The organism is Micromonospora sp. NPDC047644 (assembly GCF_040704315.1).
GTDB lineage: Bacteria > Actinomycetota > Actinomycetes > Mycobacteriales > Micromonosporaceae > Micromonospora.
In genome coordinates this window covers 127,112-146,369 of record NZ_JBEYSY010000010.1, presented here as the reverse complement: position 1 = coordinate 146,369, position 19,258 = coordinate 127,112, and the positions used below count along the sequence as shown (strand labels likewise).

The window sequence follows — 19,258 nt, the reverse complement described above, 5'->3', positions numbered from 1 at the left end:
TACATGTGCCAGCAACGTGGCTGACAACGGTCGTAACCGGACGAGTTCTTCGACAGCCGGAACCCCGCCAGGTGCGGCGGGAAGATGACATGTCGGAGAGACGGGCAACCCGGGTAAGGTCGCTCTCGACGGGTACGGCAGGGGCCGACGCTGGGCGTCGACACCGGTCGGCCGGTTCCTTCAACGGCAGAGCGGGAAGCCACATGCCCAGCAGTTCGGGTTCATCGATCGACACGATCACCGAGGGAGGACGGGTGACCCAGGTCGGCGAGGGTCAGGAGGCAGACGAAAGCGCTCCTCCGGTCATGACCTTCGGTGCTCCCACGGCCGGTGAAGTCCTCGCCGAGCGGTACGAACTGGTTGAGCACATCAACAACGACAGCGCGGGTCGGCTGGTCTGGCGCGGGGTCGACGTCATCCTGCGCCGTCCCGTTGCCGTCGTGCTGCGTTACCCGGGTGGCGACTCCGCCACCGAGATGCTTCAGGCCGCTGTCGCGGCCAGCCGGGTCATCCACCCCAACCTGGTCGGCGTCTACGACGCGATCGACGAGGCCGACCGGGCGTACGTGGTGCGCGAGTGGGTCGACGGGCAGTCCCTGCGGGACCTGACGACCGACGGCCCGCTCGACCCGGCTCGGGCCACCGCGATCGGCAACGCCGTCGCGAGCGCGCTCGCCGCGGTGCACGCCACCGGCATGGTGCACGGCAACGTCCACCCCGGCACCGTCATGATCAGCGATGAGGGTCGGGTGGTCCTGGCCGACGCCCGCACCGACGGCGCCGACAGCCAGGAGAACGACATCCGGGCGGTCGGCGGAATCCTCTACTTCGCGCTGACCGGCTCCTGGCCGCACGCCGAGGCGCCACTGCACGGCGCCACCGCCGGCCACGGCCGCGCCGCCATCCCGGACGCCGTTCGCGATGCCGCAGGTGCCATCGCGGCACCGCGCCAGGTCCGGGCGGGCGTCCCGGCGTACCTGGACGACCTGACCATGGACCTGCTCGACGCCGAGATCGCGCCGCCGTCCTCCGACGTGCTGGCCGCGGAGCTGGCGCGACTGGACGTGCCGGCCGAGGATGAGCACTACCTCGACAACAGCGGCCCGCTGCGGTTCGCCGCCGAAACTGGGGAAGAGCCGTCGCCACTGGCCGCGGCCGGGGGTCGCAAGGTCGCCGTCGGCATCGCCGGTCTGCTGGCCGTCGCCCTGGTCGGCCTGCTGATCGGGATCATCGCGTTGGGCGGCGACGACGAGGACCCGCAGTCCAACCCGGTCGCCGCGCCGACCTCCAGTGCCCCGGCCGGCGACGCCACCCCGGCCCCCGCCGCGACGCGCAAGCTGACCGTGAAGGATGTCCGGATCATCGACCCGGACAGCAAGGACCGCAGCGAGGTCAAGGACGCCGACAAGGTCATCGACGGTGACGAGGACAAGGGCTGGGAGACTGAGACGTACGTCAACAAGCCCAACTTCGGCAACCTGAAGAAGGGCATGGGCGTCTGGATCGACCTCGGCGAGCCGCACACCGTCAAGTCGGTGCAGGCAGTGCTGTCTGCCACCAACGCGTCCGCTCGACTGCTGGCCGGCACGACGACCTGGCCGTCCAACTCCAGCGGTGACAAGCAGTTGGTCGCGAACTACAAGACCACCATCGGCCAGCCGTTCGAGGACCACGACGGCACCACGATGACGTTCAACGGCTTCGACGCCGACACGAAATACCAGTACCTGCTGTTCTGGATCACCGAATTGGCTCCGGTCGAGGGTGGGTTCAAGCTGGGGGTGCAGGAGATTACGGTCCAAGGGTCGTGAGCCGGGCGCCACGATCCGGGCGTCGCCCGCACTGGACGTGGTGATGGACGGGCGCGCGGGCGCGAGTGACCTGGAGCTGTTGCGCGCGCACGTCGCCGGAGACCGGGACGCCTTCGCCGAGTTGTTCCGCCGGCACCGGGACCGGCTGTGGGCGGTGGCCCTGCGGACGCTCGGCGACCGCGAGGAGGCAGCCGACGCGCTCCAGGACGCCCTGCTGTCGGCGCATCGGGCGGCGGGCCGTTTCCGTGGTGACTCCGCCGTCACCACCTGGCTGCACCGGATCGTGGTCAACGCCTGCCTGGACCGGATCCGACGCCGGCAGGCGCACCCCACGGTGCCACTGCCGGACGGCAACCGGGGCGACGACGGATCGGGCACCGGCGGGCTCGAACCCGCAGCGCCGGCAGCCGACCACGACACCGCGCTCGTGGTCCGCGAGGCGCTCGCCGCGCTGCCCCTCGAGCAACGCGCCGCGCTGGTGCTCGTCGACGTACAGGGTTATCCGGTCGCCGAGGTGGCACGCATCCTCGGCGTCGCCGAGGGGACGGTGAAGAGTCGGTGTGCCCGCGGGCGGGCTCGGCTGGCCGTGCTGCTCGGGCATCTCCGCCCCGCCGTCGTGGCGACGCCTTCGCACCGACCGGACCCCACCGCCCCGATCACGGGCGTGCCCGGCGTCACGCCGGGGAACCCCGGCCCGGTGGAGGGCGTCGGATCGGGGTCAGGTCGGTACCGGCGGGACGCCAACCAGGAGGACACGTGACGACCGAGGGGTTCCGGGAGGTCGACTCCGACCTCCTCGCTGACTACCTCGGCGGGGCGTTGGACGGCACCCCGCAGCAGGACGAGGTCGCCCTGCTGGTCTCCACCGACCCGTCCTGGGCCGAGGCGTACGCGTTGTTGGCCCCCGCCGTGGCCGAGGTACGGACGGATCTGAGCCGCTGGGCCGAGCCGTCCCCGGACATGCCTTCGGCGATCACCGACCGCCTTCTGGCCGCGCTGGCCGCCGCAGAGCCGCCTGACGACGCCTCGACCGGGGAGACCGGCGAAACCGGCGGCAATGCGACCACGCCGTTGGTCGTACCGGCGCAGGGTGGAGTGGCTCGCGGCCGACCGTCCGCTCCGACGCCGGCCGGGCGCTGGACGTCCACCGGTCCGGGCCGCCGCCGGCGCGGCTGGGCGCGGCGTGGCGCGCCCGTGGCCGCCGCCACGATCGCCGTCGTCGCCGTCGCGCTGGGCCTCAACCAGCTCTCGATGCGGGCGTCGGACGACTCCGCCGGCACCGCCATGAACCAGCCGGCCAGCGCGCCGGAGGGCGTCGCCGGGGCCGGGACGGCCCGCACCACCGGCCCGGCACTGCGCAGTGGTACGAACTACACCCCGCAGACCCTCGGGAATGCCCACGGTCCGGGTGCTCCGGCTGCCAGTCGGGCTACCGGCAACACCCCGGGCGGGGAGCCGCACGTGGATGCCGAGGGTGGACGCCGTCCGTCTCCCTACGGGTCGGACCAGCTCGCCCGGCTGACCGACGAGGCCGCGCTGACCAGCTGCCTGGCCAGCGTCGCGGCGGAACACGGATCAGCCCCTCTGGTGGTCGAGGTGGTCGACTACGCGCGGTTCCAGGGCGATCCGGCACTGGTCATCCACTTCACCGACGCGAACGGGGCCCGGTGGGCCTGGGTGAGCGGCCCGGAGTGCGGCGTGCCCGGGTCCGGCGCGGACAGCCGGTATTCGGCGCGGGTAGGGTGAATCCACGGTCGATGGCACGATGACCCCCCACGTGACCTGACCCACCGGATGCCCGGCTCGGGAATCCCCGGTTCGTACGATGACGTTCTGGAAGTCAGCTGCCGGCCCCACCCAGGCGTCGGCGACTCGGATCGGCATCGGTGCTCGCGCCGACGCCGAACACACACAACTCGGGAGACGGCAGTGGACGAGGTCCGCAACCTGATCATCATCGGCTCCGGGCCGGCCGGCTACACAGCGGCGGTCTACGCCGCACGTGCCAACCTGAAGCCGCTGATCATTGAGGGCGTGCAGTCCGGTGGCGCGCTGATGACCACGACCGAGGTGGAGAACTTCCCCGGCTTCGCCGACGGCATCCTCGGCCCCGAGCTGATGGACAACATGCGTAAGCAGGCCGAGCGGTTCGGCGCCGAGTTCCTCACCGACGACGTGACCCGGGTCGAGCTGGTCGACACCGGCGACGCCGGCTCCGGCGCGGTGAGCACCGTCTGGGTTGGCGAGACCGCCTACCGGGCGCGATCCATCATTCTCTCCACCGGTTCGGCCTGGCGTCCGCTGGGCGTGCCCGGTGAGCAGGAATTCCTGGGCCACGGCGTCTCCGCGTGTGCCACCTGTGACGGCTTCTTCTTCCGCAACCAGCAGATCGTGGTCGTCGGCGGCGGCGACTCGGCGATGGAGGAGGCCACGTTCCTCACCCGCTTCGCGGAGTCGGTGACCATCATCCACCGCCGCGACTCGTTCCGGGCCAGCAAGATCATGGCCGACCGGGCGCTGAGCAACGAGAAGATCAAGGTCGAGTGGAACAGCACCGTCGAGGAGATCCTCGGCGAGGACGGCAAGGTCACCGGCGTACGGGTCCGTAACGTGCACACCGGCGAGACCAAGGTGATGGACGTGACAGGCGTCTTCGTCGCCATCGGTCACGACCCTCGCAGCGAGCTGTTCCAGGGCCAGGTCGAGCTGGACGACGAGGGCTACGTGAAGGTCCACGCCCCGAGCACCCGCACCAACGTGCCCGGTGTCTTCGCCGCCGGCGATGTGGTCGACCACACCTACCGTCAGGCGATCACCGCGGCCGGCACCGGTTGTGCCGCAGCGCTCGACGCCGAGCGGTTCATCGCGACGCTCAGCTGAAACAAGGAACACATCCCGGAGGAGGGGCATAGTGGGAACAACCAAGGCGGTCACCGACAAGAGCTTCGTCGCTGACGTGCTGCAGGCCGACAAGCCGGTGCTGGTGGACTTCTGGGCGGAGTGGTGCGGGCCGTGCCGCAAGGTGTCGCCGCTGCTCGAGGAGATCGCCCGGGAGATGGGTGACCAGGTCACCATCGTCAAGCTCAACATCGACGAGAACCCGGAGACCGCTCGGGCCTACCGGGTGATGTCGGTGCCGACCCTCACCGTCTTCAAGAACGGTCAGCCGGTGCAGTCGATCGCCGGCGCCAAGCCGAAGGGCGAGCTGGTCCGACTCATCGAATCGGCCCTCTGAGCAGCAAGAACATCACACCGAACCCCGTACCCGCTCGTCGGGTGCGGGGTTCGGTGTCTTCCCGGCCGTACCGTCGACGTTTTTCCCGGCCCCAGCCACCTCGCCGCCGGAGAGCGCATAGCCTCAAGCCTGGGCCGCCCGGCCAGCGAGTGTCGTGCAGAGGGGGTCGTGCGTGCGTCCGATCCGACCCGGTGACCGGGGACCCGCGGTCACGGAGATCCGTACCATCCTGACCGGTCTCGACCTGCTGGCCGCCGCCGGCCCGCGCACCGACGAGTTCGACCTCGACACCGAGCGGGCGGTCCGCGCTTTTCAGCAGTCGCGGGGGCTCAGCGTGGACGGCCGGGTCGGCGCGGAGACCTGGCGCGCCCTGGACGCCGCCCGTTGGCGGCTCGGTGCCCGCACCCTCTACCACGCGGTGCCCGAACCGCTCACCGGCGAGGACGTCCGCTCGCTGCAGGAGCGACTGCTGGAGATGGGGTACGACACGGGCCGCGCGGACGCCATCTACGGTGTCCGGACGTCGCGGGCGCTGGCCCAGTTCCAGCGTGAGGTCGGGCTCACCCCCGACGGCTCCTGCGGCCCGCACACGATGAACGCGCTTCGCCGGATCGGCCGCAAGGTGGTCGGTGGCCGCCCGCAGTGGCTCCGCGAATCCGACGCGATCCGCCAGTCCGGGCCCGCGCTGGTCGGCAAGACCGTCGTCATCGACCCGGGGCACGGCGGCACCGACCCTGGGATGGTCGTGCCCGACGGCTCGCTGCGCTGGACTGAGGCGGACCTGGTGCACGACCTGGCCAGCCGGCTGGAGGGCCGCCTCGCCGCCTCCGGGGTGCGAGTGCAGCTCACCCGGGGGCCGTCGCCCGACAGTTGCCTGCCGGACACCGACCGGGCCCTGCTCGCCAACTCGCTCGGGGCCGACGTGTTCATCTCGCTGCACCTGGACGGGCACGCCAACCCGGATGCGGAGGGCGTGGCGACCTACCACTACGGCACCGACAACGGGGTGACCTCGGCGACCGGCGAGCGCCTGGCCGGGCTGGTACAGCGGGAGATCGTCGCCCGCACCGGGCTGCGGGACTGCCGCACCCACGCCAAGACGTGGGAGTTGCTGCGACTGACGCGGATGCCCGCCGTCCGGGTCGAGGTCGGCTATCTCACCTCTCCGACGGACCGTGCCCAGCTCGTCGACCCCCGGTTCCGGGACCGGGTGGTGGAGGCGATCGTGGCCGCTGTGCAGCGGATGTACTACCCGATCGAACGAGACGTCCCGACCGGATCGCTCGACGTCAGCGAACTGCGCGCCGTGGTGACCGCCGGTACCGTGGTGGACTGACCAGCCGGCGTCAGCCGTTGGTGGAGCGGGTGGCCGGGGCCGGACGGACCGGCCGGAGCAGGGTTTCCGGGCTCATCGACCCGAGCAGCTTCTCCAGCGCGTACTCGACGTCGGACTTCCAGCTCAGCGCCGTACGCAGCTCAAGACGCAACCGGGGGAAGCGCGGATGCGGACGTACGGTCTTGAAGCCCACGGAGAGGAAGAAGTCGACGGGGGCCACGCAACCGCCGGCCGGGTCGTCCGCGTCGCCGAACTTGGCGTCGCCGAACGCCTCGATCGCCTTGATCCCACGCTTGGTGAGATCCCGGGCGACACCCTGCACCAGCATCCGGCCCAGCCCGCCGCCGGAGAACGCGGCGACCACGTTGGCGGTCATCAACAGTGCCGCGTCCGCGGAGACCGGTGAGGTCGGAAACGCCATCGAACGGGGCACGTATGCGGGCGGGGCGTACATCACGAAGCCGGCCGGCATGCCGTCGACGTACGCGAGCTTGCCGCAGGAGCCCCACTCCAGCAGCGTCTGGGAGACCCACGCCTCCTTCTCCAGGCCCGGATCGCCAGCGGCGCAGGCGCGCTCGGCGGAGACCGGATCGAGCTCCCAGTAGACGCACTGCCGGCACGGGCGCGGGAGGTCTTCCAAGGTATCGAGGGTCAGGCTGACCAGACGTCGCGACATATGGCGCATCCCCACAATAGGCTCGGTGGTGAGACCGGCACGGAACGACAGCGCCGCTTTCCTGCCCCCGACGAGCGATCGTACGCCGCCGATCGACGATACGGGAGGGGACGCGCGAATGCCCACCGCGACGGGGGACGCCGAGGACGGTCCGCAATGTGGTCGATCTGCTGCGGTACGGCGCAGCACGACCCAGGCGGACTAGGATCGACAATCGGTGTGCCCGCCGCCATGGTCAGCGGTGTGCGGGGTACCCGGGCGGGAGCCACTCGAGCAGCGATCGAGGTGAGGTCATGACCGGCACGACACTCGACGACTACACCGACCGGTACGCCCGGCGGGTACGCGGGATGACCGCCTCCGAGATCCGAGCACTGTTCGCGGTGGCCAGTCGTCCGGAGGTCGTCTCGCTGGCCGGTGGCGCCCCGTACATCGCCGCACTTCCGCTGGACGCGGTCGGCGAGATGCTCGGCCGGCTCGGTTCCGAGCACGGCGTGGCCACCCTCCAGTACGGCATCGGTCAGGGCACCCTCGAACTGCGCGAGCGGATCTGCGAGGTGATGTCGCTCTCCGGGATCGACGCCGCCTGCGGGGCCTCCCCGGAGGACGTCGTCGTCACCGTGGGCGGGCAGCAGGCACTGGACCTGGTGGCCCGGCTCTTCCTCGACCCGGGTGACGTGGTGCTGGCCGAAGGGCCGACGTACGTCGGCGCGCTGGGCGTGTTTCAGGCCGCCCAGGCGCAGGTCGTCCACGTGCCGATGGATGCGGACGGGCTGATCCCGGAGGCGCTGGAGACGGCCATCGCCGACCTGGCCCGCGCGGGCCAGCGGGTCAAGTTCCTCTACACGATCCCCACCTACCAGAACCCGACCGGCGTGACGCTCAGCGAGGAGCGCCGGGAACGGGTGCTCGACATCTGCGAGCGCGCCGGCCTGCTCGTCGTCGAGGACGACCCGTACGGCCAACTGGGGTTCGAGGGTGAGGCCCCGGCCCCCCTGCGGGCCCGCCGCCGCGACGGCGTCTTCTACCTCAGCACCTTCTCCAAGACCTTCGCCCCCGGGCTGCGGGTCGGCTGGATCCTGGCGCCGCACGCGGTGCGCGACAAACTGGTCATCGCCAGCGAGGCGCAGATCCTCTGCCCCAGCGGTTTCGCCCAGGCCGCGGTGGCCACCTATCTGAGCACGATGCCCTGGCGGCAGCAGCTCAAGGTCTACCGCGAGGTCTACCGGGAACGCCGCGACGCCCTGCTCGACGCGATGGCCGACCTGATGCCCGAGGGCACCAGCTGGACCACCCCTGCCGGTGGTCTCTTCGTGTGGGCCAGCCTGCCCGACGGGCTCGACTCGAAGGCCATGATGCCGCGAGCGGTCGCCGCCCGGGTCGCCTACGTTCCCGGCACCGGCTTCTACGCCGACGGCACCGGCACCGACGCCATGCGGCTCAACTTCAGCTTCCCGCCGCCGGAGCGGATCCGCGAGGGCGTCCGCCGGCTGTCCGGGGTGATGGAGCAGGAGATCGCGATGCGCCGGGTCTTCGGTGCGGTGGGGGGCGCCGCCGGCCGACGCGGCCGGGCCGGCTCCGACGTGCCCGGGCCCGACTTGGCATGATGCCGGCATGGCTACGACCGCCGAGCACCTCCTCGTGACCGATTCCGCCATCGCGGCCGACCTGCGCGTCGTGGTGCTGGCCGGTGGGCTCTCCTACGAACGCGACGTGTCGCTGCGCTCCGGCCGTCGGGTGCTCGACGCGCTGCGCGCCGTCGGAGTGGAGGCCGAGCTGCGGGACGCGGACGTGGCGCTGCTGCCGGCGCTTACAGCCGACCCGCCGGACGCGGTGGTGATCGCGCTGCACGGCGCGACCGGCGAGGACGGTTCACTGCGCGGGGTGCTGGATCTGTGCGACATCCCTTACGTCGGCTGCGACGCTCGGGCCTCCCGGGTCGCCTGGGACAAGCCCTCGGCCAAGGCGGTGCTCCGCGAGGCCGGCATCCCCACCCCCGACTGGGTGGCTCTCCCGCACGACCGCTTCTCCGAACTCGGCGCGGTCGCCGTCCTGGACCGGATCGTCGACCGTCTGGGCGTACCCCTGATGGTGAAGCCGGCGCAGGGCGGGTCCGGGCTGGGCGGGGCAGTGGTCCGGGACGCCGCCGCGCTGCCCGCCGCGATGGTCGGCTGCTTCGCGTACTACTCCACCGCGCTCGTGGAGCGGTACGTGCCGGGCATGGATGTGGCCGTCTCCGTCGTCGACCTGGGCGACGGCCCGCAGGCGCTGCCGCCGGTGGAGATCGTGCCACGTAACGGCGTGTACGACTACGCCGCCCGCTACACCGCGGGGCGGACCACCTGGCACGCCCCCGCCCGGCTGGACCCGGAGGTCGCTGCCACTGTCGCTGACGTGGCGCTCGCCGCGCACACTGCGCTCGGTCTACGGGATCTCTCCCGCGTCGACGTGATCGTCGACGCAGACGGCCAGCCACACGTGCTGGAGGTCAACGTCTCGCCGGGGATGACGGAGACGTCACTGCTTCCGCTCGCCGTGCAGGCGGCCGGGCTGGACTTCGGCCGACTTCTCGGCACCCTGGTCGCCCGAGCAGCGGCCCGCCTCACCCGCCACTGAGGCATCCGCCAACCCGTTCGCCAACCCGTTCGGGAAGACCATGAGATTGGTCCGCCGGGATCAACCTCATGGTCGGATCCAGATCAGTGCGTCGCGCGTACGTCGGGAGCGTCGTTGCCGTCGGTGCGCGCCGCTCCGCCGGGGGTGCCGGCATTCTTCTCGGGGGCGTTCCTGATGACGGCTCCTTCGTTGGCCGGGTCGGACGCTGCCGGGTCGACGGCACCAGCCCCGTCGGCGCTGCCGCTCGCCGAGCCAGCGTGGGGCGCGCTGGTGGGCTTTACCGCCGAGCCGACGTCGTGAGGCCTCTGGGTGGGCATCTCCGCCAGGCCGGCGTGGAGTCCATCGGTGGCTGTCGTGGCGGCGCTGCCGGATGTTGCGGTGGTGGATGCCACGCCGCCGGAGGTCGCGGTGGTGGATTCCCGGGTGTCGGTGGCCGGGACGCCGGGCACATCGGGGGCGGATGCCGTTCGAGCGGATTCGCTGTTCGTGCCCGACTCGGCGTCCTCAGTCGCGCGATCGGCGACGGTGGTCGTCGAGTCGGAACCGGCGTCCGGGTGCGCTACCGGTTCGGCTGCGGGGCCGCTGTCGGCGTCGGTCGGATCAGGGGTGGCGTCAATTGCCGGTTCCGGGATCTCCTCTGCCGCTTCGATGACCGAGACGGCCTCCACGGCTGCCGCCGCCGCGGCGGCGGCGTCCGCGGCAGCGGACTGAGCCAGCAGACTGGACGGCGCCTGCCACTGGATGCGGGGCGGCTCGGCGAGCGGGCGGCCACCGAACTCGGCGAGCCAGGCCGCGACGAGCGCCAGATTTTCCCGCCACTGCGCCTCGGAGATCGGCGGCAGGATCGAGTCCCACAGCGACAGGAACGTGCCCCGCAACTGAAGGCGACCGTACGGACGGGCGAGGAACCACATGTGCAGATGAGCCGAGCCGTCGCCCCAGCGATTGACGTGCACCCGTGCCACGCCGTCGAGCGACCGGATGGCCCGCTCCAGACGTACCGTCATCACCCCCAGCTCGGCAGCCAGCAGGTTCGGCAGGTCGCCGAGATCGAGGTGGGTGCGCGACTCCAGGATGAGCACCATCGGCAGGCCGGTGGGCCGGTCCATCGCGCGGACCCGCCACCGCTCGCCCACCCAGATGTAGGCGTCGTCGGGTGCGTTGCAGGCGGTGCATTCCCGGAGACCCTCGCCCTTCCGGGGCGGTTCGACCGGGACCGGATCATCGAGTTGCTTCACGTGGAGGTCACCCTCGAAGGGGAATGACGGCCACTGGGTGAAGTCCGGGACTGAGGGAGGGTTGTCGTGCACGACGCTGACCCTAACCGAGTCTGGCACCGCTGTCCCTACCTGATCGAGCGGTCCCGGGCCACCCGATCGGTACCCGCCGCCGGCCGGCTGCTCGTGGTCGCGGGGGCACCGAGAGGCGATATCCACAGGCTGCCGAGATCCTGAACACACGCCGTCATCCACAGGCCCACACCCGCTCCCACGCGCTGTTTCACGTGAAACGGGGGGCACCTGTGGACAACCGGTGTGGATAACTTTTCGGCCAGTCGGTCGTTGTCCGCGAGCCTTCAGATTCGCGGGTTCGACCGCCAGCGGCGACGGAATTGAACGGTGCGCTCCGACCGGCTCCGCGTGCCATCGTCCGAGCGGTATCGAGCCGTCGACGACCGTCCGCTGGCTCACGCGACACGGATCGACGAAGACGGCTCGGCCCGTTCGCGGACGTGCATCACTCAGATCCTGCCTGGCGGGCCTCGACGCCCGGATGTTCCGGACGCCGAAGGCCGCAGAGATCGAACCCCTCGCTGCACCGACGTCGAGTGTCTGGGGTGTGGGGTCACGCCACTCGACGAGTCACTCTCGACCCCGGGATCGACCGGTACCGGCGACCCACTGTCTCGGTTTCACGTGAAACCGCGTGCCGGCGGCCGAGACGATCCGGGGGCGGGCTCACGCTTCCGGCCGTCACCGCCGACTCGACGCGGGCCTGCGGTCGGCGGGCGCGTACCGGCCCACCGCCCGTGCGCCTAGCTTCTCGCGTTCTCGGTCTCGCAGTCGCGGTCTCGCAGTCGCGGTCTCGCGGTGTCGCGCTCCGCGACCCAGTCCGGCGGCTGAGCGGGCCAGCCAAGGTCACTGTGACGCCGCTCCGGCGGAACTGACCGCGATCGGAGTTCGGGGCCCCTACCGGAGAACCATGGGGGCGCTGTTTCGCGCCACTCAGCGGCACGCTGTCGCTTTGATCGACGCCAGGGCGGTTGCGGGTCGGGTGGAGCATCCCGGAGGCTTCTGCGACGCGTGTAGAGGTTCCTGCGGCGCTCGCGCTCCCCAGTGGCCGCCGCCAGTCGCGCGTCCACCGCCAGTCGCGCGCCCACCGCCAGTCGGGCACCCGGCCAGCCGGGCACCCCGCCGGTCGAGTGCCACCCGCGCCGGCCGCCTCCGGTGTCAGCCCCGCCACACCAGCCGCTCGCGACACCGGGCCCATCGCCCACCGACCGGCAAGGAAGGACTGGAGAACGCCCGCGCGCACGCCTTCCGACGCCTCCGCCGGTCGTGCTTCCGAACCCGCCGGGACAGCGCGACCAACCGGACTCTCCAGCCCTCCAGCCCCGCCGACTTCTCCTACCGAGGACGGGACCTCCGAACGAATGGGCGAACTGAGATTGACGACGGACGGTCCACGGTCATGCGGAGCTCGGGATCAGGTCCGTCGCCTGTTTCACGTGAAACGTGACGACACCGGGATGCAGAACGGCCGCGCCCCGGTGAGGTAGCGCGGCCGTAGGCGATCGGGCGGGTCAGTCCTCCGCGCTCTCCTCCTGCTGCACTCCGATGATCCCGACGATCCGCTCAAGGTCGTCCACCGTCGCGAACTCGATCGTGATCTTGCCCTTGCTCCGGCCGATGTCCACCTTCACACGGGTGTCGAACCGGTCGGACAGCCGATCGGCGAGATCGGTCAGGGCCGGCGCGTGCGCCTTAGGTCGCCGCTTCGCGGCCTGCCCCTTCGCCGGCCCGTCGTTGAGCGCCAAGGCCACGATCTCCTCGGTCGCCCGTACCGACAGCCCTTCGGCCACGATCCGCAGGGCCAGCTGTTCCTGTGCCTCCGCCTCGTCGAGGCTCAGCAGCGCGCGGGCGTGCCCCGCGGACAGGATGCCGGCGGCAACCCGCCGCTGCACCTGTGCGGGCAGGTTCAGCAGTCGGATCGTGTTGGAGATCTGCGGGCGACTCCGGCCGATCCGGCGGGCCAGCTCCTCGTGGGTGGCCCCGAACTCCTCCAGCAGTTGCTGGTAGGCGGCGGCCTCCTCCAGCGGGTTCAGGTTGGCCCGGTGGATGTTCTCCAGCAGAGCGTCGCGGAGCATCGCGTCGTCACGGGTGTCCCGGACGATCGCCGGGATGCTCTCCCGCCCCACCGCCTGGGCGGCCCGCCAGCGCCGCTCGCCCATCACCAGTTCGTACTTCTCGTCGTCGAGCTGCCGAACGACGATGGGCTGAAGGAAGCCGACCTCCTGGATCGAGGTCTTCAGCTCCTCCAACGCCTCCTCGTCGAAGACCTGCCGGGGCTGCTTCGGGTTGGGCATGATCGCGTCGACCGGGATCTCGGCGAATCGAGCACCAGGCACCGGGCTCAGCACGGGCTCCGGCTCGCGGACCGGCGTACCGGCGGGCACAGCGGCGACGGCTTCGGTACCGCCGTCGTCCAGGTGCTCGTTCTCCAGCTCGGCGGTCGCGGTGCCAGCGGCACCCGGTGCGGGCCCGGTCGGAATCAGCGCCCCCAGGCCCCTACCCAGACCGCCCCGAGGACGGTTCTTCATGCCACGCCTCCCAGCGACTCGTCCGCACTACGCATTCCGGCCCACCGGCTCCTTGACGCCCCGCTCGGCGATCTCCTGGGCGGCCTCGAAGTAACTCGTGGCACCCCGCGAACCGGGATCGTAGGTCATTACCGACTGGCCGTAGCTCGGTGCCTCGGAGACCCGGACGTTGCGGGGGATGACCGCCTGGAGAACCTTGTCGCCGAAGTGGTTCCGGACGTCCTGCTCGACGGCGTCGGCCAATCGGGTACGTCGGTCGTACATGGTCAGCAGGATGGTGGAGACATCGAGCTTCGGGTTGAGGTGCTGGCGTACCAGATTGATGTTGTTGATCAGCTGGTTGAGCCCCTCCAGCGCGTAGTACTCGCACTGGATCGGGATCAGCACCTCCTGCGCGGCAACCAGCGCGTTGACCGTGAGCAGGCCGAGCGAGGGCGGGCAGTCGATGAAGACGTAGTCGAACTGGCCCGGGTAGGCGGCAATCGCGCGGTCCAGGCGTGACTCCCGGGCCACCACGGACACCAGCTCGATCTCCGCGCCCGCCAGATCAATGGTTGCGGGTACGCACCAGAGGTTGGGGATGCCCTCGACCGCCTGCGCCACCTCGGCCAGCGGCACGCTGTTGATCAGGCAGTCGTACACGTCGGGGATTCCGGTGTGGTGTGGGACGTTGAGCCCGGTCGAGGCGTTGCCCTGCGGGTCGAGGTCGACCACGAGCACCCGGTTGCCGTGCAGGGCGAGCGCCACCGCAAGGTTGACGGTGGTGGTGGTCTTACCCACGCCACCCTTCTGGTTGGCGACGCACATCACCCGGGTCCGGTCCGGCCGAGGCATTGTCACCTCGCCACTGGGATTCAGGATCTGCACGGCGCGCATCGCCTCCATAGCCAACGGTGGATCATCCTCTTCGCGCGTCGGGGTTTCACGTGAAACGTACGTGGGGTCAGCCGCCACGGCGGCCAGCGACTCGGTCGAAGCGACCGGCGCGTCGGCGACCACCGGCCCGGCGTCCCGAACGGCCGCCGCAGTGGGTTGGTGTGGAACGGCCGGCTCGAAGCGAACCGCTGCGGCGGTGTTGCGGCGGCCCGAGGTCGCCCGCACCTCGGCGGCGTTGACCGGTCGGCTCGACGCCTCCGGCGCCCGGCGACCACTCGCCGGCTCCGGAATGGCCGCGCCTTCCGCCCGTCCGACACCCGGCGGCGGGTCGAGCACCGCCGGCGGATCGCCGTCGGTAGGTCGGGTAGATGGCCCGGTCGCGCCGGGCGACCAGCTCGGGTAGTCGGTTTCACGTGAAACGGGATCGCTGGTCGACCCGGTCACGCGTGGATCGTCGTACCTGCCGTCGTCATGCACCTGTCATCCCTGCCCGCTTCGGATGGTCGGTCCGCGCCCCGGTCAACTTGGCCGCATCCTCGCCCGCGACCCGGGGCGTACGGCCCGCGGGAGCGGTCGGAGACCCGCGACGTCCGTCACCCGCTCCACACTATCGACGCGCGGTCAGCCTACGGCGGACGGGCGCGGCCGGTCCACGTCGGGTTCTCATCCCCTCGTCCATCCGTACCGGTACAACGAGGCAACCCGCCGGCCGGAAGCCCGATGGCGCGACGTGTCAACCTCGGCGGGAGCGTCCACCCCGCGCGCGCTTCTTGGCCGCCGGGCGGGCCGGGCCGACCATCCGCTCGCGCACGATCTCCACGACCGTCGTGGGTGGATCGATCACCCCGACGCCGCAGAGCTGCACGGCCGGCTCCCCACCACCCAGTCGCGCCACCACCTCGGCGTGCTCCTCGATCTCGGCTGCGGCAGACGATCCCTTGAGCGCCAACAGCCGACCACCGCGAACCGCCAGGGGAAGGCTCCAGCCCGCGAGTCGGTCCAGGGGTGCGACTGCGCGCGCGGTCACCACGCCTCCGCTGATCGGCTCCCGGCCACTCGACCCGCTGGCCGCCTCGTCGGCCCGACCGCGGAACACCCGCACCGATCTGGCCAGACCGAGTCGCTCGACGACCTCGATCAGGAACGACGTCCGCCGGGCCAGCGGCTCGATCAGGGTGACCGTGAGGTCGGGGCGGGCGATGGCCAGCACGAGACCCGGCAGACCGGCGCCGGACCCCACGTCGAGCACCGTCGCGTCCGCCGGGATCCGCTCCGCGACCGCAGCGCAGTTGAGCAGGTGCCGATCCCAGATCCGGGGTGCCTCGCGGGGACCGATCAGGCCCCGGACCACCCCGTCGGTGGCCAGCAGTTCGGCGTACGCGGCAGCGAGGTCGAGACGGTCACCGAAGAGCGTCAGCGCGGCCGGGGCCAGCTCGGGCGGCAACGCCGCGTCGGCCGGTGACGGAACGGTGTCGCGCCCGGCCGGGTCGGCACCGGCGTCGGCCGTGGCGGGGTGGACAGCCGACGGCCCGGGCGGCGTGCCGCCCGGGCCGGACACGGCATCGGCCGTGTTGTCGTCGTGGACCACCCGGTCAGTCCGCCGGCCGTACGACGATGCGCCGGTTCGGCTCCACACCCTCGGACTCGCTCGCCACGCCGGACATGGCGTTGACGACGTCGTGCACGCACTTTCGCTCGAACGCGGACATCGCCTCCAGGCGGACCGGCTCGCCGTACTCCTTGACCTTCTCGACGGCGTTCTTGGCGACCGCGGCGAGTTCCTTACGGCGGTTCGCCCGGTAGCCACCGACGTCGAGCAGCAGACGGCTCGGCGTACCGGTCTGCCGGAAGACGGCAAGGCGGGTCAGTTCCTGGAGCGCCTCCAGGGTGGCGCCGCGCTGACCGACCAGATTCTGCAGCCGCTCGCCGACCACCTCGACCATCGGACGGCCGGCGGCGACCAGCTCGTCGATGTCGCCGTCGTAGTCGAGGATGTCTAGCAGGCCCTCGACGTAGTCGGCGGCGATCTCGCTCTGCCGGAACAGGTCGCCCTCGCCCACCGCCTTCTTCGCCCGGGTGCCGGCGGCGGTGGCGGTGTCGTCGTCCGCCTCGGTGTCGTCGGCTTCGGTGTCGTCACCGTCCACCGCGATCGTGGCGGTCTCCTCCTCGTCCACTGACTGCTCGGCGCGGGGGATGCTGGTCTCGGTCACGGTCTCATCTCCGTACTCGCTCGGCCGGACCGTCGGGTCCGACTGGTTTCCCGCGGCCGGCTGGAGGTTGCCGGTGCCCACGGGCACGTCTGTACGGGCAGTGTCGCCCGTGGCCGCGCGGTGCGCGGTCGGTTCCGTCCGGCGCCGGCCGTACGGCGGCTGCGCGGTGCGGAACGGGCCGCCGCCGGATCACCGGCGACGGCCCTCGCAACTCAGCCCTGCCGCTTGGCGGGGCGGCTCTTCTTCGGGTTGTTCACCGGCTTGGCACCCGGCTTCGGCCCGGCAACCTTGGGCGCGGTCGCCTTGACCGGGGCCGGCGGGGCGGTCTTTCCGCGACCGAACAGGCCACCGGACTTGGCGGGCTGCACCGGGTTACGGCTGGCGGCGGGAGCGGTGGCCTTCTTGGCGGTCACCGGCGGCGGGAACTTGCGCAGCACCCACTGCTGCTGGCCCAGGGTGAAGAGGTTGTTGGTGACCCAGTAGATGATGACGCCGATCGGGAAGATCGCACCGGAGATCAGCAGCGACGCGGGGATGCCGTAGAGCATCAGTCGCTGGATCATCCGCTGCTGCGGGTCCTCGGCCCAGCCGGTCTTGAGGATCATCTGACGGCTGGTCAGGTAGGTCGTGGCGATCATGACCAGGACCAGGACACCAGCAATGATCTTCACGGTGCTGCCGTTGGCGCCGAGGCTGGCCAGCTCGTCGGCCGTCGACCCGAACTTGCCGGCGATCGGAGCGGTGAAGAGCTTCGCCTGCGAGGCGCTCTGGAACTGGTCGGCGGTCCAGCCGTAGAGGGTCTTGTTCTGCTTGTCCGGGTCGAGCCGGCGCAGCACGTGGAAGAGGCCCAGGAAGACCGGGATCTGAAGGAACATCGGAAGGCAACCCATCAGCGGGTTGGCCTTCTCCTTCTTGTAGAGCTCCATCATTTCTTTCTGGAGCGTCTCCCGGTCACCCTTGTGCTTCTCCTGAAGCTCCTTGACCTTGGGCTGGAGCGCCTGCATCGCGCGCTGCGACTTGATCTGCTTGACGAAGACCGGGAACAGAATCACCCGGACGGTGACCACCAGGAAGATGATGGCCAGGATCCAGGCGAAGTTGGTGCCGATCACCGCGCCGACGGGCACCCCGATGGCGTCCCAGGCAGAGTGCCAGGTCAGCAGGATCCACGAAATCGCGTAGTAGATCCAGTCGAGACTCAATTCGGGGCTCCAGTCACATCAGCACGGCGGCGGCCGCCCGGCTCCGGAACCGGGTCGTATCCACCAGGGTGAAAGGGGTGGCAGCGCAACAGCCGCCGGACCGCCAGCACGGCTCCCCGGGGCGCGCCGTGCCGAACGACCGCCTCCTGGGCGTACGCACTGCACGACGGGTAGAACCGACAGCGAGCCGGCAGTGCCGGACTTATCCACCGACGGTACGCGATGATGGGCGCGATCAGCACCTTGGCACCGGTTGTCGACGGCCGTGGGCTGCTCTGCTCGGTGCCGCTCATCGGGACCGCCGTTCGCGCGGCGACCGGGCGACCGCGATAGCGGCGTCCAGGTCGGTGGCGAGCCGAGGGTACGACGCCTGCGCGGCGGCGGGGAGCGCCCGGACGACAAGGGTGCTGCCGCCGGGCAGGTCGGTCAGCCGTTCCCGGACCAGGGCCCGCAGTCGGCGCCGGACCCGGTTACGGGTCACCGCGTTGCCGACCGCCTTGGACACGACGAAGCCGGCACGGGACGGCGCGGACGACTGCTCCGCACTGTTGTCCCGTGCCGGCTCCGGCAAGGTCGGTGTGCTGGGGTCGACGGTCACCGGCACGCTCAGGTGGACCACGACGGCGCCACGTCCGGCGCGTCGGCCACCGCGAACCGCTGCGGCGAAGTCAGTGCTGCGCCGCAGTCGCTGTGCGGCGGCCAGCACGACTGCCCACGTCCCCTGGACCGGCCCGGTCGGCTCAGGCCGACAGGGTGGTGCGACCCTTGGCGCGACGGCTCGACAGGATGGCACGGCCGGCACGGGTGCGCATGCGCAGCCGGAAGCCGTGGGTCTTCGCGCGCCGGCGGTTGTTCGGCTGGTAGGTGCGCTTGCTCACGTCAGGCTCTCCGTTTTCGTACGCGCCCCGCGCGACGGGATCGCCGGGGTCGTGTGGTGGTCCAGGCCACCTCGACGGTGGCCCCCGATCGGTGCTGTCCGGCGGGGCGGGACCTCGGCGATGCGGGGATGCGACCGCGGACAGCAAGCACCCATCACCCTAGCAGAGGGCGAGAAAGCAGCCGTTCCAGCCTACGCAGGGGTGCAATCACCGTCAAACACCCCGACCAGGGGGACAACGGGACGCGCCCGAGGCCGAAGGGCGGTTTTCACTGATGCCGACAAGGCCGTCGCCGCGTCGCCGGTTGATGGCGCAGGGACAACGCTGTTACCGTGCCCGATTGCGGTGAGCGTCGGAAGCTCCGGTCGTCGCGCAGGCAAGACCGGACATGGCAGTGAATCGTTCGGCACGGTGAACCCGCTTCAGCGCCCGTTCAGGCGGGGGCAGGTCCCACCCGCGTCCGGCGGCGGCCACAATCGGTCGGTACACAGGCTGTGGATAACTTGTGGATGACCACCGGTCGACCGTCCGGGTGGGTGTTGTTCCACCCGCGAACGCGGCGGGCCCGGGACGGCCGGCTGGCAGACAGCGGCGGCCG

At 71.0% G+C, this 19,258-nt stretch carries 17 protein-coding genes and 1 pseudogene; 8 read left to right on the top strand and 10 right to left on the bottom strand.

The genetic code is table 11. The features are described 5' to 3' along the window. Positions 1 to 203: 203 nt before the first annotated feature. The 6 genes from AB0877_RS18205 (at position 204) to AB0877_RS18180 (ending at position 6,382) form a co-directional block, all read left to right on the top strand. A complete protein-coding gene (locus AB0877_RS18205; protein WP_366610034.1) occupies positions 204 to 1,811 on the top strand; it encodes a protein kinase in 1,608 nt (535 codons plus the stop codon). Positions 1,812 to 1,854: 43 nt separating this feature from the next. Then, the gene (gene sigM / locus AB0877_RS18200) at positions 1,855 to 2,571 is read left to right on the top strand and encodes an RNA polymerase sigma factor SigM (RefSeq protein ID WP_366610032.1); all 717 of its coding nucleotides are present in this window, start codon (positions 1,855 to 1,857) and stop codon (positions 2,569 to 2,571) included. Beyond that, a complete protein-coding gene (locus AB0877_RS18195) occupies positions 2,568 to 3,557 on the top strand; it encodes a hypothetical protein (protein WP_366610031.1) in 990 nt (329 codons plus the stop codon). The genes sigM and AB0877_RS18195 overlap by 4 nt, the downstream gene beginning before the upstream one ends. Positions 3,558 to 3,740: 183 nt before the next feature. Then, complete coding sequence (gene trxB, locus AB0877_RS18190) at positions 3,741 to 4,691, top strand: thioredoxin-disulfide reductase (protein ID WP_091396582.1); 951 nt, start codon at positions 3,741 to 3,743, stop codon at positions 4,689 to 4,691. A 31-nt stretch (positions 4,692 to 4,722) separates the two neighbouring features. Next, positions 4,723 to 5,046, top strand: a complete 324-nt coding sequence (trxA, locus tag AB0877_RS18185; protein ID WP_030331849.1) for a thioredoxin — start codon at positions 4,723 to 4,725, stop codon at positions 5,044 to 5,046. Between the two features lie 172 nt (positions 5,047 to 5,218). Next, positions 5,219 to 6,382, top strand: a complete 1,164-nt coding sequence (locus AB0877_RS18180; RefSeq protein ID WP_366610028.1) for an N-acetylmuramoyl-L-alanine amidase — start codon at positions 5,219 to 5,221, stop codon at positions 6,380 to 6,382. A 10-nt stretch (positions 6,383 to 6,392) separates the two neighbouring features. On the opposite strand, the gene AB0877_RS18175 is transcribed toward AB0877_RS18180, so the two are convergent. Continuing rightward, entirely contained in the window at positions 6,393 to 7,058 is a 666-nt protein-coding gene (locus tag AB0877_RS18175) for a GNAT family N-acetyltransferase (RefSeq protein WP_355004547.1), read from the bottom strand. Between the two features lie 293 nt (positions 7,059 to 7,351). On the opposite strand from AB0877_RS18175, the gene AB0877_RS18170 reads away from it, so the two are divergent. Together AB0877_RS18170 and AB0877_RS18165 are read left to right on the top strand one after the other, a co-directional pair. After that, positions 7,352 to 8,665: a PLP-dependent aminotransferase family protein gene (locus AB0877_RS18170; RefSeq protein WP_366610027.1), complete on the top strand. Its 1,314-nt coding sequence runs from the start codon at positions 7,352 to 7,354 to the stop codon at positions 8,663 to 8,665. 7 nt (positions 8,666 to 8,672) lie between these two features. Continuing rightward, positions 8,673 to 9,674 (top strand): D-alanine--D-alanine ligase, encoded by a 1,002-nt coding sequence (locus tag AB0877_RS18165; protein WP_366610026.1) that lies wholly within the window; start codon positions 8,673 to 8,675, stop codon positions 9,672 to 9,674. Between the two features lie 719 nt (positions 9,675 to 10,393). Here the strand turns inward: AB0877_RS18165 and AB0877_RS18160 are convergent. From AB0877_RS18160 to rpmH, 9 genes and pseudogenes are all read right to left on the bottom strand, one after another. Beyond that, a pseudogene (locus AB0877_RS18160) lies at positions 10,394 to 10,984 on the bottom strand (hypothetical protein); the annotation flags it as partial. Between the two features lie 1,493 nt (positions 10,985 to 12,477). After that, positions 12,478 to 13,494: a ParB/RepB/Spo0J family partition protein gene (locus AB0877_RS18155; protein WP_366610025.1), complete on the bottom strand. Its 1,017-nt coding sequence runs from the start codon at positions 13,492 to 13,494 to the stop codon at positions 12,478 to 12,480. A gap of 27 nt (positions 13,495 to 13,521) precedes the next feature. Continuing rightward, positions 13,522 to 14,847: an AAA family ATPase gene (locus AB0877_RS18150; protein ID WP_366610024.1), complete on the bottom strand. Its 1,326-nt coding sequence runs from the start codon at positions 14,845 to 14,847 to the stop codon at positions 13,522 to 13,524. 256 nt (positions 14,848 to 15,103) lie between these two features. After that, complete coding sequence (gene rsmG, locus AB0877_RS18145) at positions 15,104 to 15,814, bottom strand: 16S rRNA (guanine(527)-N(7))-methyltransferase RsmG (RefSeq protein WP_366610271.1); 711 nt, start codon at positions 15,812 to 15,814, stop codon at positions 15,104 to 15,106. 148 nt (positions 15,815 to 15,962) lie between these two features. Then, on the bottom strand, positions 15,963 to 16,580 hold the full coding sequence (locus AB0877_RS18140) for a R3H domain-containing nucleic acid-binding protein (RefSeq protein WP_366610023.1): 618 nt from the start codon (positions 16,578 to 16,580) through the stop codon (positions 15,963 to 15,965). A 212-nt stretch (positions 16,581 to 16,792) separates the two neighbouring features. Beyond that, positions 16,793 to 17,782, bottom strand: coding sequence for a membrane protein insertase YidC (yidC, locus tag AB0877_RS18135; RefSeq protein WP_366610021.1), 990 nt, complete (start codon positions 17,780 to 17,782; stop codon positions 16,793 to 16,795). Continuing rightward, the gene (gene yidD, locus AB0877_RS18130) at positions 17,779 to 18,075 is read right to left on the bottom strand and encodes a membrane protein insertion efficiency factor YidD (RefSeq protein WP_366610019.1); all 297 of its coding nucleotides are present in this window, start codon (positions 18,073 to 18,075) and stop codon (positions 17,779 to 17,781) included. The genes yidC and yidD overlap by 4 nt, the downstream gene beginning before the upstream one ends. Continuing rightward, complete coding sequence (rnpA, locus tag AB0877_RS18125) at positions 18,072 to 18,488, bottom strand: ribonuclease P protein component (RefSeq protein WP_366610017.1); 417 nt, start codon at positions 18,486 to 18,488, stop codon at positions 18,072 to 18,074. Before rnpA ends, yidD begins: the two co-directional genes overlap by 4 nt. Positions 18,489 to 18,522: 34 nt before the next feature. Then, positions 18,523 to 18,660, bottom strand: coding sequence for a 50S ribosomal protein L34 (rpmH, locus tag AB0877_RS18120; RefSeq protein ID WP_007453904.1), 138 nt, complete (start codon positions 18,658 to 18,660; stop codon positions 18,523 to 18,525). Positions 18,661 to 19,258 lie beyond the last annotated feature (598 nt).